This window comes from Lactobacillus huangpiensis, from assembly GCF_019972815.1.
Lineage (GTDB): Bacteria > Bacillota > Bacilli > Lactobacillales > Lactobacillaceae > Lactobacillus > Lactobacillus huangpiensis.
In genome coordinates, this window is sequence record NZ_BPPA01000001.1 from 280,806 (window position 1) to 299,078 (window position 18,273).

Annotated in this window: 16 protein-coding genes and 2 pseudogenes; 11 read left to right on the forward strand and 7 right to left on the reverse strand. The window is 35.3% G+C overall.

Annotated elements, in window-relative coordinates; all coding sequences use genetic code 11:
• Positions 1-229: 229 nt before the first annotated feature.
• The 4 genes and pseudogenes from LDM90_RS09370 to LDM90_RS01315 form a co-directional block, all read right to left on the reverse strand.
• Positions 230-427 carry a hypothetical protein gene (locus LDM90_RS09370; protein ID WP_232350249.1) on the reverse strand — a complete coding sequence of 66 codons (198 nt, stop codon included), beginning with the start codon at positions 425-427 and terminating at the stop codon, positions 230-232.
• Positions 428-562: pseudogene (locus LDM90_RS09465) on the reverse strand (type II toxin-antitoxin system PemK/MazF family toxin); the annotation flags it as partial. It abuts the gene before it with no gap.
• The gene (locus LDM90_RS01310) at positions 550-828 is read right to left on the reverse strand and encodes an AbrB/MazE/SpoVT family DNA-binding domain-containing protein (protein WP_223896267.1); all 279 of its coding nucleotides are present in this window, start codon (positions 826-828) and stop codon (positions 550-552) included. The gene LDM90_RS01310 and the pseudogene LDM90_RS09465, both read right to left, overlap by 13 nt.
• 308 nt (positions 829-1,136) lie before the next feature.
• The gene (locus tag LDM90_RS01315; RefSeq protein ID WP_223896268.1) at positions 1,137-4,124 is read right to left on the reverse strand and encodes a glycoside hydrolase family 31 family protein; all 2,988 of its coding nucleotides are present in this window, start codon (positions 4,122-4,124) and stop codon (positions 1,137-1,139) included.
• A gap of 156 nt (positions 4,125-4,280) precedes the next feature.
• Between LDM90_RS01315 and nagA the strand changes: the two genes are divergently transcribed.
• The 3 genes from nagA to LDM90_RS01330 all read left to right on the forward strand — a co-directional run bounded on the left by nagA (position 4,281) and on the right by LDM90_RS01330 (position 8,266).
• Entirely contained in the window at positions 4,281-5,435 is a 1,155-nt protein-coding gene (nagA, locus tag LDM90_RS01320; RefSeq protein WP_034981109.1) for an N-acetylglucosamine-6-phosphate deacetylase, read from the forward strand.
• 215 nt (positions 5,436-5,650) lie between these two features.
• Positions 5,651-7,294, forward strand: coding sequence for a malolactic enzyme (locus LDM90_RS01325; protein WP_198212528.1), 1,644 nt, complete (start codon positions 5,651-5,653; stop codon positions 7,292-7,294).
• 6 nt (positions 7,295-7,300) lie between these two features.
• The gene (locus tag LDM90_RS01330) at positions 7,301-8,266 is read left to right on the forward strand and encodes an AEC family transporter (protein WP_045928716.1); all 966 of its coding nucleotides are present in this window, start codon (positions 7,301-7,303) and stop codon (positions 8,264-8,266) included.
• A 102-nt stretch (positions 8,267-8,368) separates the two neighbouring features.
• On the opposite strand, the gene LDM90_RS01335 is transcribed toward LDM90_RS01330, so the two are convergent.
• A complete protein-coding gene (locus LDM90_RS01335; protein ID WP_223896269.1) occupies positions 8,369-8,806 on the reverse strand; it encodes a GNAT family N-acetyltransferase in 438 nt (145 codons plus the stop codon).
• Between the two features lie 362 nt (positions 8,807-9,168).
• Here LDM90_RS01335 and LDM90_RS01340 point away from each other — a divergent pair, with 362 nt between their 5' ends.
• The 5 genes from LDM90_RS01340 to LDM90_RS01360 all read left to right on the forward strand — a co-directional run bounded on the left by LDM90_RS01340 (position 9,169) and on the right by LDM90_RS01360 (position 12,595).
• Positions 9,169-9,771 (forward strand): rhodopsin, encoded by a 603-nt coding sequence (locus LDM90_RS01340; protein WP_223896270.1) that lies wholly within the window; start codon positions 9,169-9,171, stop codon positions 9,769-9,771.
• Positions 9,772-9,931: 160 nt separating this feature from the next.
• Entirely contained in the window at positions 9,932-10,636 is a 705-nt protein-coding gene (locus LDM90_RS01345; RefSeq protein ID WP_223896271.1) for a hypothetical protein, read from the forward strand.
• Between the two features lie 10 nt (positions 10,637-10,646).
• Positions 10,647-11,282 (forward strand): ATP-binding cassette domain-containing protein, encoded by a 636-nt coding sequence (locus LDM90_RS01350; RefSeq protein WP_223896272.1) that lies wholly within the window; start codon positions 10,647-10,649, stop codon positions 11,280-11,282.
• Positions 11,272-11,796 (forward strand): hypothetical protein, encoded by a 525-nt coding sequence (locus tag LDM90_RS01355; protein ID WP_223896273.1) that lies wholly within the window; start codon positions 11,272-11,274, stop codon positions 11,794-11,796. The genes LDM90_RS01350 and LDM90_RS01355 overlap by 11 nt, the downstream gene beginning before the upstream one ends.
• 10 nt (positions 11,797-11,806) lie before the next feature.
• Positions 11,807-12,595, forward strand: a complete 789-nt coding sequence (locus LDM90_RS01360; RefSeq protein ID WP_223896274.1) for a hypothetical protein — start codon at positions 11,807-11,809, stop codon at positions 12,593-12,595.
• A 48-nt stretch (positions 12,596-12,643) separates the two neighbouring features.
• On the opposite strand, the gene lepB is transcribed toward LDM90_RS01360, so the two are convergent.
• Positions 12,644-13,300 (reverse strand): signal peptidase I, encoded by a 657-nt coding sequence (gene lepB / locus LDM90_RS01365; protein ID WP_223896275.1) that lies wholly within the window; start codon positions 13,298-13,300, stop codon positions 12,644-12,646.
• Between the two features lie 636 nt (positions 13,301-13,936).
• Between lepB and LDM90_RS09470 the strand changes: the two genes are divergently transcribed.
• The 3 genes and pseudogenes from LDM90_RS09470 to LDM90_RS01380 form a co-directional block, all read left to right on the forward strand.
• Positions 13,937-13,999: a putative holin-like toxin gene (locus tag LDM90_RS09470; protein ID WP_366125402.1), complete on the forward strand. Its 63-nt coding sequence runs from the start codon at positions 13,937-13,939 to the stop codon at positions 13,997-13,999.
• 515 nt (positions 14,000-14,514) lie between these two features.
• The gene (locus tag LDM90_RS01375) at positions 14,515-16,098 is read left to right on the forward strand and encodes an ATP-binding cassette domain-containing protein (protein WP_223896276.1); all 1,584 of its coding nucleotides are present in this window, start codon (positions 14,515-14,517) and stop codon (positions 16,096-16,098) included.
• Positions 16,099-16,256: 158 nt separating this feature from the next.
• A pseudogene (locus LDM90_RS01380) lies at positions 16,257-16,398 on the forward strand (IS3 family transposase); the annotation flags it as partial.
• A 57-nt stretch (positions 16,399-16,455) separates the two neighbouring features.
• Here LDM90_RS01380 and LDM90_RS01385 read toward each other — a convergent pair.
• Complete coding sequence (locus LDM90_RS01385) at positions 16,456-17,916, reverse strand: SLAP domain-containing protein (protein WP_223896277.1); 1,461 nt, start codon at positions 17,914-17,916, stop codon at positions 16,456-16,458.
• Between the last annotated feature and the right edge of the window lie 357 nt (positions 17,917-18,273).

Genomic DNA, 18,273 nt, shown 5'->3' on the forward strand with positions numbered 1-18,273 from the left:
GTAACATCCTTGTTTGTGCGCATTATTGGAATTGTTTTGTGGACGCTGATATTTGTGATTGGTGACTTTCTCGATGGGAAAATGTATCACTGGTTTTTAAAAAAATAATACGGATAAGTAAAAAAACATAAGCACCTCAGGTTAAACCTGAGGTGCTTTTAAAATGAAACTATTTTTATTTTTTGAGTGACTAGAATTAAGCAACGTTTTGATAAAAATTAGTGCTTATCTAAAATTTGATATGCTTTAGATAGCAAGTTATCCAAGTCTTTATCACTAACATGTCCAACAATTTTACCATTTCGACCGGAAAATCATAATTAGGCATTTGAAAAGTAACTACACTACCAGATATCCCACTGCTGATATCAGCAAGACGATAGTATAGACCACGATTATCTTTTTTAAAATCATGCGTAAGAGGCATGCAGATAACGAGTCCTGTTTTTTGATTATATGCATTATTTAATGTAACTATCGCTGGTCTTTGAATAATGCCAGATTGGGGATTATGGCCGCCTTCTTTTCGTCCTGCATGTGGTTCAGCATCTATCCGAATAATGTCTCTTGATTAGATGCTACATTTTCCTTACCAACCTGCATAGTATCAGGGTTACCTATTTTTTCAGTTTCTTTTTTAAAGTCAATATCGTCATATTCTTCATTAAACCGCGGATTAGAGTCAATAGCCTTATAGATTAAAGTGCTATTATCTTCTTGAATCAATTCAAATCGTTGTCCAGGTTTAACTCCAGCCTTACTCGGGATCATAAGTGCTATAGAATTACCAACTTTTCTAGCAACAAAGTTACCCAGTTTCTTTTTCATTAATATTAGCTCCCTAATTTATGTTAGTACAAGTATACACCGCACCCGATGAGATTTCGATTATGTCTCTCCATAATTTAGGTGATCTTGATTTTAAGCAGCAATATAGTCTTAACAGCTATTGAGCATAATTAATAGAAGTCATAATCATATTTTCAATGCGATAAAGCCTTAAGACTAAAAATATATAGATAAATCATGAGCCAAAAGCTTAATTAAATGTCTAATATAATTTTTAAATAAAAGAGCCCCAAGTTTAGGACAACTTTTGGAGGCTCAGTATATATTAGTTTTTTGTTTATATTTATTTACCTTTTTGCTCTGAAAAAGATAATTTCTCTTGCAGCAATAATCGGACCAGATGATTGATAGATAGTCAAATGCACTTTCTTTGCACGGACATCTCGCAGACCAACCACCTTGTTTTTCGTGTCAGCTTTCCACTGCAAGTAGTCTGCATAGGTAGTATATTGCTCGCCATCCGCTGAAACAGCAATTGATATCGCAAGAGGATCACCATTATGATCAATATTTCGTGGCACATAGACCATTCTGCTTAATTTCTCAACTTTTTCAAAAGTAAAGGTTAGTTCCAGTGGTTGTTCAGGTAAAATTGATTGATCCGTTTGCCATTCGCTTGCCAGTTTAAGATCAGTTAAATAAGACAGGGGATGATTTTCTTTGCTGGTATAGTTGCTAGTCACCTCAATGTTTTCAATAGCATAATCTTTAGCAGCATGCTTGGTAATAACACCGAAAAGATCAGACCATTCAGAAACTTTATTTCCTATTACATACCTCATTCTAATGATATAGCGAGTATTAGGAGTTAATTCGTGAAAAGTGAAATTTTTGCCGGTAATGCCCACATAAAGGAGATTATTAACTTCTATCTGAACTGCACTTTCATGAGGCCAGGCAAGCTCGAACGAATGAGCTGAAATTTTACTTGAATCAACTGCCGGCAATTTAGGTGAAGGCAATACGCCACTGGTAATTTCATGTACTAACACTTTCTTGCCATAATTAAAATTGTGCACTGTAATTTCGATTTTAGTTGTGGTAATGTCTCGACTTGCTAATTTTATTTGCAGGGCAGTTTGCGTGTTCTTGTGATATTGTTTAAATTCATCCAAGCCATAATTAGTATTGTAAAAAATGCCTTCGCGAGCATGGTTGAAAGCGTCGAGCGAGCCGTATTCTTCCACTGGGACAACTTGATCGTTAATTTTAATAGTGATGCGATCAGGGTAAGAATCACACATAATAGTCAGTTTAGTAGGTTGTTCAACATCTTGGTTTTCCCAGTTGCCTTCAACTGGTGGAATAGTTACCAGCAACGTTTCATTTTCAGTTTCATTGAAAATTTTTGTGGTAGAACCATTGGATTCAGCGGCTTGAGAGTTATCGTTGTAAATAACTGTCTCACTTTGATCTCCTGGGTAAAGCAGAAAATCACGATTGCCCCAGTCAAAAATACTGCCGCCGCGAACAAAGGCTGGTAGGTGCCATAATGGAAAAGATAAATTATTGTAGACCTTGCCACCGGCATATTTTTTACCTGTAAAAAGATCAATCCACATTGTCTTCTTCCCGGGTAAATACAGATTATCTTTGCGTGAATCTCCGTTTTCATCTTCGCGGCCATTAGTAATTGGTGCAATTAACAAATCGGAGCCTAACATGAACTCATTGCCAAACTGTGCTGTGTAATTAGCCAGCTCGTCTGGAAAGTCACTAAAAAGGGGACGCATGATTAATGCGCCATTTTTTGCCTGTTCATTTAGTGTATATATGTAGTTAGTCAAATGCTGGCGTAATTTGAGGTAAGCCAAATTAATGTCGGTTATTTTCCTATTATAAGCAAACGGGTTTTTACTGAAGTTGCCCTGATCATCGAAATTAAAGAGCAGTGGGGTAAAACATTTCCATTCAAAATCACGGACATTGATTTGTGCATTGCCACCGCCTTGCAGTCCATCAACTGCTGCACCAACTAAAGGCTGACCTGAAAGATTTGCTCCGAGCATACCAGCTACTTGTGTAGCAACATTGCCCCAGTTGCCGCCAACATCTCCAAAGATCAAAGCAGCGTTTTTTTGCATGCCGGTACTGCCGCTATCAGCAAGCACTAGTGAACGCTTTGTTTGTGATTCGTTTTGAAGCTGTGCTTTATCTTTAGTCGCTATTTCATTAGTAGTAAAAGTAAAAGTAGTTTTTTCCGGTAATTCGACTTCGCTTTGGTGCCAAAATCCGGGATGAACGTCTTGGTTTAACGCATATTCATTAAAGAAACTGAGAGCTTGTTGATTGTTGGCTTGAACACCATAATTGGGCACAAACCAGCTCAAAGGAAAATGCATGGCATGATAGCGATCAATTAGTGCTCGCGCGGAAAACTGGTAGTTTTCTTCGCCGTTAAGTGAAGATTTGCCCGATGCGGCTTTTTCATCTTTTGTACGAGTATAATAATTATTGCCAATTTTACTGGCATTGCGTTTCTTAGCTTGACTTGGTTGCCACAAAGTTGTACAGAAATTGCCAATATGACCCAGACCTAAGGCGTATTTGGGCAATAACATTGGTTTGCCCGTTAAAGTATAATAGCGTTGCAAAATTTCCTGAGGATTAGTACCAAGAAGGTAAAATGCATCAAAGACTGCATCTTGGTGGGTGAGAACAGTGACTCCTCTCTTGGTTTTGCCAAAATCATAAGTTCCTTCTGCAGTAGTATTTCTTAATTCACCATAACCAGCATTCGACCAGAAAAAAGGGACAGGCATAATGACGCCACCTTTACCGGTTATTTGGTCATGCTTAATTGCGATTTTGTGTCCTCTGTGACTAAAGTAGCCGTTTTGCAAGCCGCCACCATAAAAAAATTCATTTTTATTTTCTGTTAAAAACTCACGGGTTCTGGTAGAACTAAGTTCAAGTGGTTGAGATTGGTGCATCCTGTTATGGTGCAATGATTCATCAAAAATACTTATAACAGCTGGATTTTGCCCAAAAATAATTTGGTAATTGCCAGTATGGATAATTAAGGAATCATTGGTGGCTCTGACCTGCGACTTTGCAAAGGCAGAGTTATCAAACTGGGTTAATTGAATAGTTTCCGTTCGATTTTCAGTAAAATTTTGCTCTGGATCAATTAAAAGACGAAAAATGCCGGCAGCTAAGACATAAAAGCGCGCAATTTCGCCCGTGGCAAAATGTAATTCGTAATAGTGGTCACACTTGCTGGCACCAGTAAGTGCTCCTAGTTGATGTTGATTTGTTTGCGTATTTTGAATCATATTTCTTGTTTCCTAATTAGTTACCTATACCACTATTATAACTAAAAAATAAAAAGTTTCTGTACTATTTGAAATTGAACTGGTAAATACCAGTTGATTAAGCTAAAATTAAGCTATAAATACGAGTTTTATTTTAAAAAGAAAGGCAAAAATATTATGACTTATTATATTCATGCAGATAAATTCTTTCTTGAAAATGTGACAGAACAAGGTGGTTACCTAGAAGTTCAAGATGACGGCAAATTTGGCTTTTACTATACTGAAGATCAAAAACCTGAAGGCAAAATAGTAGACTATAAAGGCAAATGGATTGCACCAGGACTGGTTGACACACATGTACACGGTTCACTAAAAGAAGACGTGATGAAAAGTGATTGGGCGGGAATCAACCGTCTGTCAGAAGGCTTTTTACGGTCTGGCGTTACCAGCTGGCTGCCAACGACTTATACTGCTGGTGCAGATACATTAAGCAAAATTTGCCAGATGTTTGGCGCCCATAAAGGTGAAGAAACTGGTGCTAAAATTCAAGGGTTGCATTTTGAAGGACCATACTTTACTGCAGAACATGCTGGTGCAGAAAACCCTAAATATTTGATTGATCCTGATATTAATCAATTTAATGAGTGGCGTGAAGAATCTAAAGGGCTGCTGAATAAAATATCTCTTGCGCCTGAGAGAAAAGGTGCCCGGGAATTTATCCGTGCTGCTGTTAAAGAGGGTGTAGTTGTTTCTTTGGGGCACTCGAGTGCTGACTTTGAAGAAGCTAAAGCCGGTGTTGAAGCTGGTGCAACAATGTTTACTCATACTTTTAACGGAATGCCTGATCCTTCACACCATGATACATCAATTTCTAACGCTGCGATGGCTCTGCATAATGTAACAGATGAATTGATCTGTGACGGTCACCATGTTCAAAAAGAAATGGTGCGGGCATTGGTTCAGCTTAAAGGTGCCGAACACATTTGTTTAATCACAGATTGTATGGAAGCTGGCATGATGCCTGACGGTGACTATATGTTAGGTGAATTGCCTGTTTATGTTAAAGAGGGCATGGCTCGTTTGAAAGGTGGCAATAATTTAGCCGGCAGTATTTTGCAATTAAAGACTGCAGTCAAGAATGTTGTTGACTGGAACGTTGCTACTCCTGAAGAAGCTGTTATGATGGCTTCTTATGTTCCGGCTAAGAGTGCGCACGTACTCGATAAATGTGGTTCAATCGCACCTGATAAAGATGCCGATTTCTTAGTATTAAACCCTGACATGACTTTAAGTGAAACTTATTTAAATGGTGAGTCACGCTACCAGGCATAAAGCAGCTTATTAATTATTATATAGAATAAAAAACCAATTCATTAACTTGAACTGGTTTTTTATTTGCACAATTTTTAATATAAACTATATTTAAGCACATATTATATACTATATGCTGTTAATATAAGCTTAATTTATTGCACTTTTTACATGCTGGTTATAGTCTAATCATATAGTACGTGCTAATAATAATTAAATAGACGGAGAGTGAAAAAATGGCTAAAACAGGACAAGATAGGTTGAATGACCCATTTTTAAACAAAGGTACTGCTTTTACAGAAGAGCAGCGAGAAAAGTATCAGCTGGCAGGGATGTTACCTCCTAAGGTGCAGTCATTAGAAGAGCAGGCGCGGGAAGTTTACCTGCAGTATCAGGAAAAATCAACTAATTTGGAAAAGCGCATTTTTTTGATGACCGTTTTTAATACTAATCGGGTGCTGTTTTTTAAGGTCTTCAGTGAGCATGTTACCGAATTTATGCCGATTGTGTATGACCCGACGATAGCTGAGACTATCGAAAATTACAGTCATTTGTTTGTAAATCCGCAATATGCCGCATTTTTGTCAATTAATGAACCTGATCAAATCGAAGATAGTTTAAAAAATGCGGCTGATGGCCGTGATATAAAACTAATAGTGGTTACTGACGGTGAAGAAATTTTAGGAATTGGTGACTGGGGTACACAGGGAGTTGACATTTCTGTTGGCAAGTTGATGGTTTATACTGCTGCAGCTGGTGTTGACCCAGCGTGTGTATTGCCAGTAGTGCTAGATGTTGGCACTAATAATGACAAATTACTTAATGATTCGCTCTACTTAGGCAATCATCAGCGTCGCGTAAATGGTGAACCATATTATCAATTTGTTGATCGCTTTGTGCAAACTGTAGAAAAATTATTTCCGGGACTATATTTACATTTTGAAGATTTTGGCCGAGATAATGCTGATAATATTTTAAAACATTATCGTGATCATATTTTAACCTTTAATGATGATATTCAAGGTACCGGTGTCATTGTTTTGGCCGGAATTCTCGGAGCATTGAAGATTAGTGGTCAGAAATTAACAGACCAAAAGTATGTCTGTTTTGGTGCCGGAACAGCTGGTACAGGAATCGTTGAGCAAGTCTATGCCGAGATGCTGCAAGCAGGCTTACAACCTGAAGAAGCGCGCAGGCATTTTTACTTAGTAGATAAACAAGGTCTGCTTTTTGAAGATACGCCTGAACTAACACCTGCTCAGAAACCATTTGTCAGAAAACGTTCTGAATTTAGCAATGCTGACCAGCTTAAAGATTTAAAGAGTGTTGTACAAGCAGTTCATCCTGATATTTTAGTGGGAACATCAACTCGCTCAGGTGCTTTCACTCAGGATATTGTGACGGAAATGGCAACCCATACCGAACGTCCAATTATTTTCCCATTGTCAAACCCAACTCAATTAGCGGAGGCAAAAGCAGAAGATTTAATTCATTGGACTAAAGGCAAGGCTTTAGTAGCTACTGGTATTCCTGCTGATCCAGTTGATTATGACGGCACTAAGTATGAAATCGGACAAGCCAACAATGCTTTGGTTTATCCGGGACTTGGTCTTGGCGCTCTGGCAGTTAATGCCAAGATTTTAAGTGATGAAATGATTAGTGTAGCGGCCCACTCACTTGGCGGCATTGTTGATTCAAGTAAACCAGGTGCAGCAGTTTTGCCACCAGTTGAAAAACTAAATGTCTTTTCTCAAACTGTAGCAAAAGCTGTGGCTAACAAGGCAATTGCCGATCACCTCAACCAAAATGATTTTCAAGATGGTGACAAGGCAGTGGCTGCACTTCGCTGGGCGCCTGAATATAAAGATGAGCAGGAGTGAGAATAAATGCAAGCCTTTATTACTTCATTAACTAGCGTTGTTGAACTGTTGCTTGTAATTGCTTTAGGGTATTGGCTGCGAACCAGTGGCAAACTAGGCGATCAGTTTAAGGGCAATATTTCTTATTTAATTATGAATATTGCTTTACCAGCTTCAATTTTTGTTTCCGTCTTAAAATATTTAAACAGGCAAAAATTATTTGGCTTAACAGGTGGTCTGATCTATGCCATTATCTGTTTTGCTTTAAGTTATTTGTTCGCATGGATATTATGTAAGCTTCTGCGGATCCGCAAAGGCCGCCGAGGTACTTTTATTAACGCCATTACGAATGCCAATACCATTTTTATTGGATTGCCATTGAATATTGCCCTGTTTGGACAAAAAAGTATGCCGTACTTTTTAATTTATTATGTGTTAAATACGGTTTCTACCTGGGCAATTGGTGTCTTCTTCATTTCTAGCGATGACCCAACTGAGCAAAAGGGAAAGCAACAAAAATTCAACTGGAAAAAATTGTTGCCAGCACCATTAGTTGGTTTTCTAATTGCCTTAATTTGCTTATTAGTTGAAGTACCAATTCCTAGTTGGATTACGGCTGTGTTAAGCATGGTTGGGGGCATCGTCACGCCGATGTCATTGATTTATATTGGTATTATATTGGCAGATGCCGGTTTGAAGTCAATCCACCTTGACCGCGATACCATTTGGGCATTGCTTGGCCGCTTTATCTTAGTACCGGCTTTAATGATGATTTTAATTGTTGTTGGTGCAAATTGGCTGCCATCCTTGACAGGTCTAGCTAAACAAACCTTAGTTGTGCAATCAGCTACTCCTGCTTTGGCAGTTTTGCCAATATTAGTGGGTGAATCGCACGGGGATGTGCAATACGCTACCAACGTTGTGACTACTTCAACAGTTTTATTCGTAATAGTTGTTCCAGTGGTTTTGGAAATCACGCAAATGCTAATATAATTAATAAAAATTCATGTTATAAAAACCCGTCTTTGATCATGTAGATAAGGCGGGTTTTTGTTTGGAAAATATTTTAAATTAAAGTGCTATATTATTAAGTTGTTAATCCAACTTTTTACCAAATCTTTTCTGCATTTTATTGCTGGTATAGCCCAGTTTTTCGTAAAATTTATGAGCACCTAAACGTGATTCTCCTGAATTTAACCTGATTTCTTTCATGCCTAAATTTTTAGCCTGTTTTTCCAAAGTATGCATAAGTTGACTGCCAATGCCTTTCTTTTGCACAGAAGAATCTACTGCTAAAGCTAAAACGTTGAACATGGGGTCAAAATAGGTTTCTTCAAAAACTTCTGCATGCAAATAACCTTCAACTTTTTTGGTATTATCATCTTCAAAGACCCAGAGATAATGATGCGCAGGATCATTTAGCAGCCTTTTAATGTTGGCAGCCGTTTTTTCTACAGGATAATCATAACCTAGTTCAATTTGATTGATTTTTTGAATAGCTGGACTGTCAGCAACTTGGCATTTTCTAATCATGAAAATTCCTTTCTTAATTTATTGTATTACGAGTTAAAGTTATTTTAGCGCTCTCAATAATAGATAGGAAGCTCTTTTGTATGTCTAGATATAATAAAAACACTATTAAAGTTGTACTGTCAAATTTAATAGTGTTTTTTTAATTCTGAACAAGTGGTATCATTAGTGTAAGCTTTTTCATTTTTGACTAGTGCGAGTGTAAACAAATAAGGAGAGAATAATTGCATTCTAAAGCGGTAGACTCAAAAGCATCTCTTGTAAATTTATTTTGGGACCAATTTTTATTTTTGTGGCAACTAATAAAATCGCGCTTTCTTTTTTGGTTAGGCTTAATAAGCTTTGTAATACTGATGTTGAAATTAATGCCGAATTCTGCTATAGTTCCTATTTTTTTCATGGGTGTTGATTTTAACGCTGTTAAATCACGCCAAGTTATTTTGCCTGTTTTTTGGTTTGTTTATTTTGTAGTACCGCTACTGATAGTCTTAAGCGGTATTAAACAATTGTGGCAAGCAAGGGGAATGCAATTGCGAGGACTCAGATACTCTCCTTTAAGTTTCGCTGCAGTTAACATTGGATTAATGGGATTAATCACCATCATCTATGTGGTACTAACAGAAGGAATTATGGCTTTAGTGACTGATTTTTCCTGGCTAAAAAATTTTAAACTATTACAATTTAACGGATTATCAGCTTTATTAGTACTGGTCATTAATAATTTTTTAGGAATATTTCTGTTGTTGATAATTCAGGCCACTATCGGTCGCTTCAATGCTCCACTGGGCATAATTATTCCTTTTAGTTGGCTTATAATGACTGTTTACACCACTTGGAAATATAATCCGCTCAATAGTTTAATGTTGTTGCGGGTCAATAATAACAATTTTCTGTTGTTATTAGCTACAACCCTATTAATGCTAATTGTCTATTTAATTACTGACCGTTATAGTGAACCGGATTATTAAAAGTCTAATTCTACTATTTTTAATAATACTAAAATGGTACTATGAATGTATAGAATTAAACGATAATGAAAAAATAAGAAACAAAACTGGCTATTTATAATAGTCAAATTAAATCATCAATATTGCTGCGGCTACCCTCACTCTTAAAAAGAAGGTCTTTATGAAACGTCTGTTTTGGAATCAATTACTATATTTATGGCAAATAATTCGTTTCCGTTTTATTTGCTGGCTAAGTTTGATCTGCTTTTCAATTATTTTTCTCAGTACGCAGCTAATTAACAGTTCACATACTTCTATATTTAATTTTTTCTTTGCCGATACCAGTCAAGGCGCATCTTTTAATTTTATTTTGTGGCTGGTCTATTTCTTGATACCGCTGCTCATTGTATTAAATAGCTTTAAACTGCTTTGGCAAACTACCATTATGCACCTAAGAGGATTACAAATTCCACCGAAAAATTTTACTGTTGTCACTATGTTATTAATGGGAGTAATAGCTTTTGTCTATGTGTTTGTTACACTTTTAGTTATGTTGCTTTTTACGGCTTTATTTAAATTGCCCTCTTTGTCTTTTTTTAATTTAACTGACTGGCAGGCGATCCCACTACTTTTCATAAACAATTTTTTTGGAATATATCTGACGCTTCTTTTGCAAGGTACAATTGGAAAGTTTAATTCGGCATTGGGTCTGATTATTCCAGCTTCACTTTTGATAATGACATCTCTTTTAAAGTGGCAAGTAAATCCTTTGAATTGCTTGATAATTATGAGATTTAATTTCCCTGGCTTTTTATTATTATTGCTGGCAACTTTGATTATGGTGATTGTTTATGGGATTATTGACCATTTCTTTAGTGTAGAGTAAGGAGCAAAAAATGAGTTTTATTGAGTTAAATGAAGTAGGAAAAATAGTGAAAAGACGGCCACTATTGCATGATGTTAGTGCAGATATTCCAGAAGGCAGTATCACTGTTTTAGAAGGAATAAATGGTTCTGGTAAAACGTTAATTTTAAAAGCAATTTTAGGTTTAATAAATACCAGTGGGGAAGTCATAGTTAATGGTAAGAAGATGAAGGTCCAAGAGCCTTATCCAATTAAAGCGGGAATTTTAATTGAAAATCCCAGTTTAATAGAAGAATTTACTGCTTATAAAAACTTAGATTTGCTGGCAAAATTAGATCCGGTTATTCAAGAAAAGCAGATTAATGATTTATTGGAATACTTTGATTTAACCAGGTTCCCTAAACAAAAAGTTAAGAAATTTTCACTGGGGATGAAGCAGAAATTAGGAATTGCACAAGCCTTTCTTGGAGCCTATCCGTTAATTGTTTTGGATGAACCCACCAATGCGCTGGATCATGAAAGTATTGGTAAATTAATCAGACTGATTGATGGGTATAACCATAAAGGTTCAACCTTTATTATTGCTTCGCATGATCATGAATTTGTGAACAAAGTCGCCACGCAAAAGCTATATGTACAAGAAGGAACAATTAATCATGAAAAATAAAAAATTGCTATGGAGCTTCTTCGTGGTAATAATAATTGTAGTTGGGTGTGGGGGCTTTTATCGCTACCGCCAGGTAAACGCCCATCCTCAGCAGTATGGTGTGACTAAAGAACAGCTTTTTCACAAAAATGAATTGGTAAAAGCCTATCACGTTGACTTTATTATTCATGAAGCTGCAGTTAAGAAAAGTAAGAATGTTGTACAAGCCAAAGTCAAATTTAATATACGTCAAACTGGCAAGCCATTCTATGGCGAGAGAAAGAACAATCCTAATTTTATAGAAAATATGTATCTAAATAATCCTTATGGTACAAGCAATCCCTCGGCAAAGTTGTATGACAAAAGTCACCACAGAATTAATCCTGATAAAGCATTAGCGCACGGCAAGCAGCCTTTTACAATATTTTTTACCATTCCGCGTTATTCATATGACATGCGCAATAAAAAATTACGTTTCAGTTTCTTGGTACCAACTAAGAAGCACTATGTCAAATATTCGCTTCTGCTAGAATAGGGAGAATAAAATGAAATTTTTGTGGTCACGTTTGAATAAATTATGGTTATTTTTGGCATTGGCAATAGGGTTAAGTATTAGCGTTGTACAATGTGCTGTTTCTGTGTCTAAATATATTTTTGCGACAAACTCACCTTATACTATGTGGATGTCAATAGATGGATTTACTTTTGTACCTACTATATTTTTTATCTTGTTACCTTTAATAGCAAGTTTACCTGCCAGTACATTATTAAAAGAAGATTTTACCAACGGCTATTTTTATAAATTAAAGATGGAGAAGTCCATTAAACAAATCTTGTTAGGATACCTAGAAATCGCATTTATGACAGGTTTTATTGTGATCGCTGTTCCTTTACTGTTTAACTTCTTATCTTGGTTTATGATATTACCTAATATTAAGCCCGATAACTTACTTAATATTAATATTGGTGCTAGGAATTTTACTATGATGTTTGTCTCCCTTTATTATTCCCATCCGTTTGTCCACGCTATTTTGTCAATTATATTTTCTTCTCTTTGGGGAGGATTGTTCGCTGTATTCGCAATGGTTACTTCTTTGTGGATTAAAAATAAGTTTGCTGCCATGTGTACAGGTTTAGTTTTGCAAATAGTTTTATTATTAATGAACGCAACTATCCATTTGCCATATCTCATAAGTTATTCACCGGCTGATTTCTTACGTGAACTCCCTGGAATTATGACTAACATCTATGTGGTGGTGTTTATGACTGCAATATTATTACTTTATTGTATGATTATGTTTCATTTGGATGAAAAACGATTAGCAGAGTTATAAAAGGTGAAAGTAAAAAGGATTAAGTCCAAATGTAGAACTTAATCCTTTTTAATATGCTTTGATTCTGTTAAGTGGCCAATAGCGATACTTGACAACACCTTCAATTTTACTTCTAGGGATTGCTCCTATATAACGACTATCTTTTGAAACGCTCCTATGATCTCCCATTACAAAATACGAGCCTTTGGGAACTTTGTTAGTTTTTTTCATTTCTTTTAATTGAGAAGGGGAATAAATACTTTTATATTCTTTTGTTCTTGCTAAAGAGCGAATTGAAAAGTCAGCAGTATAAGAATATTTTGTACCATAAAAGCCATCTTCATTATCCGTCAGCTTAAATCCTGGTTTTAAATAGTCTTGATTTATTTTTTTGCCATTAACATAAATCTTATTATTTTTTCCAGTAACAGTTTCACCCGGTAATCCTATAATTCTTTTTATATAAAAGGAATTACGTTCATCCGGAGCCTTTAAAATAACAATTTCATTTCGTTTCAATTTGCTATTGCGATTAGCTATAACTCTTTCTTGACTTTCAAAAGTTGGTTGCATCGAGATACCAGACACGGAACATTTGACTATTAAATATTTTGTCAGCAAAAAATTAATTAAAATAAAAACTGCAAATAAGACTATTGTATATTTTAAAAATTCATAAAATTGTTTTGTTTTCTCATTTTTTTCGTTATTCTGATTATTTGCCATAAGTAAATCCTTACAAATAAAATTACACATTAATATAACTAGCCTGTGGTTAATAGATAAATTATAGGCATATAAATAATTAAAAGTCAAAATAATCTAAAAACCAACATAAAATTAAACAAATAACCTATTTAGATGATACAAACTTCTTCTAATTTTGGAGATCACAATCTATATCAGATCATAAAGCTAATTTCTGTTTTTATTGTAAATAGCAAGTGGATAGTTATAAAAAATTTGCAGTCAAAAAAGAACCAGGACAAAACAAAAAGGACTAACTTCGTTAAATATCAGAAGTTAATCCTTAATTGAAATCTATTAAACAGAGTAAAAAGTATTTACAATGGTTTCGTTAAAGCCAACATACTATTAACTTTTAATTCATCAGCTGGAAGAAAACAACTATTCTGTTGATTCTTTAAGGTGAGTGAAAGTTGTTTACACCAAGCCGTTTAGTTAATTATCTGGCTCTTCTTTTATTCAATATGCAAACAGTATTTGTTATAATTAATTTAGAATTCAAGCAAATTGTTTTGAGGGCAGTTGGCTGTTGATCTGGAAAGGAGATGGTGCCTATGGCACGAAATCTTTTAGAAAGAGAAGCAGTTAATGAGCGTTTACCAGGCATTACAAATAATGTTGGCATTCGCCACGTTTATTATTGTGCTGTTAGATTATATCAATAATCACAAGAAATAAAAAGACCGTCCCAATCATACTTTAGCAAGTCGAGGATAGTCTTCTATATTCCTACTCAGTTAACCGCCTTTAGAGCGGCTGCTTGTTTTCAAAGAGGTCTTGTTAGCGCAAGGCCTCTTTTCTTTACAATTAAATTATATCATGACTGAATTAATTTTGCACAAGTGGACTGAGTCAGGGATTGCATGTTGCCATTTATAATCGTTTTTTTAACAGTTACAAAATAGGATTAAGGAAAAAATTAGTGCTAACGGGAAACTGTTCAGTATAAATATTAAAAGAAAATAAAATTATCTTATTGACTTTTAAAGATTCAAACCTTATTATTTTGGTTATCTAATATTTATTTTTTATTAATTTTAAAGCCTGAGTTTTAATAATTAAGCTAAAAATTTCTTCACATGGCTTATTGGACAAGCTTAAGAGCAATATTGAATTTAAAAATGAGTATACATACTATAAGTGATGAACTAGACTAACAAATTGCTATTTAAAAAATATTGGACGGGAAAACTATGATTATAAAATACTCAAACCCATGGAAAATAGCCTTATACGTTTTTTTTGCTTTTTTGAAATCGCTTCAGGTTGTTTTTGCTGCCTTCATTTTTCAAAAATTTATTGATTTCGCCCAAAAGCCTCAAGGCAGCTTAATCAATCTGACTGTCTTTGCTGTTTGTGGTCTGCTAATATTTGGAATAGTCGGCGTTATATATCAGTATTTCTATTATAAAATTATAGAAGAAATTAATCTTAACCTAAAAAGTGCATCTGCCAATTATTTAGTTAATAACTATGCTGACCATAACGAAATTGACAGTTCATTCATGACAAATGACCTCAAGCAAATTGAAACTAATAGTATTGAGGCAGAGCTTTCAATTATTTCTGATTTAATTCAATTTTTGGCAGCTGTAGTCTCTGCATTTGTTAGTTCTTGGATTATTGCACTGGTATTTTTAATAGCTTCATTTACTCCTGCCGTTATTCAGTCTGTTTTTGGCCCTAAGATCGAAAAAAATTCTGAAAAGTGGGAAAAATCCAATAGCAACTACACCAACACCGTTATTGAAACTCATTCCGGAGCAGAAATGGCTAACATCTATGATGTTCAATTTTCAATGGTTAACAGGCTGATTAAAGCAGCGAAGCTAATGGAAACGGCTCTTTTCAAAACCAATTGGACTAAAGGTATGTCTAATGAGATGACTATGATAGTAGCATATATTTTCAGTATGTTCCTTCCTTTTGCCATTGGTATTAGTTTCATTGTTAGCGGTCGGCTGACTTTAGGCACATTTATGATGATCGCACAACTGGCTAATAATTTTATTAATCCTGTAGTTGGTATTTTTGGCTCAGTTAACGATATTAAAACGGCAAAACCGATTTTGCAAAAAATCAAAAAAATCGACTTGTTGATAAAGCCGCAGGGCAGTAAAACTGCAACTGCTTCAGATACTTTTCAATCATTACAATTGACTGATGCTGGAGTTAGCCAGGGTAAACAGAAAATTTTTGCCAATGTTAATCTAAAAATTGATTCCGGAGAAAAAGTTCTCCTGCAAGCTCCATCAGGTTGGGGGAAATCAACTTTACTGAATGTATTAATTGGTATTCAACAACTTGATTCTGGATCTTATGAAGTTAATCATTCTGAAGTAAATGGTGATTGGGCAAAATTACACGAGTACTTCTCCTTTATTCAGCAAAAGCCTTTTATTCTAGATGATACTTTAAAATACAACATTACTTTAGGTCGGCATGTATCTGAAGAAGACTTAAATTATGCTGTTGAACAAGCCAGCTTAACTGATCTCGTAAACGAAAAGGGCTTGGACTACCAGCTTGGGAAGGGTGGCAGTAATTTATCTGGTGGTCAAAATCAACGAGTTGAAATTGCACGAGCATTAGTATCAAAAAGACCAATACTATTAGCTGATGAAGCAACTTCATCTCTTGATCAGAACTTATCTTTGCAAATACACCAAACAATTCTAAGTGAGTTTAAAGGAACTGTTATCGAAGTAGCACACCACATATCAGAAAAAGAGCAAGAAATGTTTGATCAAATAATTGATTTATCAAAGCAATCTTGATCTTGAGCTATCAATAAAGCATAGTAAAGTAAGAGAGAAAAATAAGTAAAAAGGGATATGACCTTCGAAATTGAAGTGTTCCATAATAGTTAGACAATAATCCGACTATAAGGAGCACTTTTTTTCATGAATAAATGTTCCATTGCTTTGAAAAGCTGTATAAGAATCTCACCGAGCTGGGAGATGCAGTAAGAAACTATTGAGTATTACAATCAGAAAAGAATTAAAATCAAACTAAAAGGACTAACTCCGATCGAATATCGGCAGTTAGTCCCCAGTAAAGCTAATAAAGTGTCCTAATTTTAGGGTTCACATCATTTAATAATTTCTTGCTTCTTTAATTAACTTTGTAAGTTTCTAATATTTTTCTGGCATTGTTTTTCTTGAAAGACCATACACAGAATATTCATAATTAGTTAGGTATGCTAGTTTTCCTTGCATTTGTAAACGTCTCGTGGCTTCTTTGACCTCGGAAATTGCTGCCTTATCTGAGCTATTAATTTCTTTGGCCTTTTTTAGTGCATCATCATAAAGTTTGAAACCAGAAGCTTTATATCCATCAGTATTGTGAACTGCATTTTCCTGATCAATTTCCTTTTGGAGGTCTTTTTTATCTGCTGCAGTTGCTATTTTCGCATCTGCTTTAGCTTCATCAACCGTATTAAGAGGTTTCAAAAATGGACCAGAAATATATTTACTGTCAGCAGCTTTGATGAATGACATATGTTCTTCATTGTTTTCTTCAAAGTTGGTGTGCGTAAAGCCATTTACGTCACCTAAATGATAGTAGAGCTCAGCTTTGTTGTCCTTATTCGACCAAATGTATAACAATTCATCAACCGGAATTTTTTCGCCCTCAATAAAGGTCGTTAGACCTGCTTTATCAACCTGATTTGGTCGTAAGTCTCCATTAGCATCAAAAATATCAGTTCCAGAAGTAATTAGAACATAGGTGTCAGCGGTAAAAGTCAGCAGCCTTTGTCTTGGCTCTTTTTGTACGTATGATTTAGGAAACCAGCCAGTTTTTGTCCCACTAATAATGTAACTTGGTGAACTGGTTGGATCATACCTAAATAGCGTTTCACGGTTAACTTTTATTTTTTGTAAAGGCTTAACCGTGATTTGCTCTTTGCCCAAGCCAATCTGAACTCCTTTGGAGTCAATATCCTTTGGACTAATTGTCACTGTTGCTTCTGCGACATAAAGGGGCTTGTTATCAATGTTGCCAATATTGGCCGCATTAACATAGCCACCGGCTCCAATATTGTAGTAATATTTACCACCGATTTTTTTATAAGGGAGCCATGACTGATTATAGTTGTCATCATTGACTAGGAAATACTGTTTGCTATTCCGGTCAATTTTTTCTACAGAGCCAGAGTATTTCAAAGGGGTGCCTTTGCGCAAATGCGTATTCTTTTTACTGCCACGGAATTTGTATAGCCGTTTACCATTCTTATCGTAAACATAAGAATTGTAATTGAGCTCCAAGTTGCCATCTTGTACCTGTTTGTTAACAACACCAACATTAGCCGCCTTAACGTAGGCACCACCGGTTAAAGGATAGTAGCTTTTACCATTAATCGAAGTTGTTTTGGCATTACCGTTTACGGTGGTGCCCATACGTATAGTCTTCTTACCGTTATAATAGGTGCGCTTGCCCTGAGCCGTATAAACATAAGAATTATGATTCAACGTGAGAGTATCAGTCTTAGCAGCTACTACTTCTGTATTGCTTGGCATTACTGCGGGTAGCATAGGACTAATAGCAAGAATGCTTGCTATGGAACCATAAACGAATTTTTTATTTAATTTCATGTAATCACCTCAAAAATACTGATTAAATACCTTATAGTCATTATAGAACTGTATAACTATCTTTGCATAGACTTCCAATGAGATTAATGCTAAGTTATTGAATTGAAAATAAGCTAAAGCTATTTAAATTTAAAGGCAGATAAAAAATTAATTTCCCAAGAATAGTGAAGTTAAGCAAGATAAGCGTTTTATTTAGTTGTAGTGCTTTTTGACTCTCTAGATAATTTAGTCATAAAAATAGTCCCAAAAGTTGTCTAACTTCTGGGACTCATTTTATAGCAGTCTGCATTCCTTACTCTACTAATTGTCTTGGGAAAGATATATTAAGCATCTTAAATGGAGTTGCTTCACAAAGCT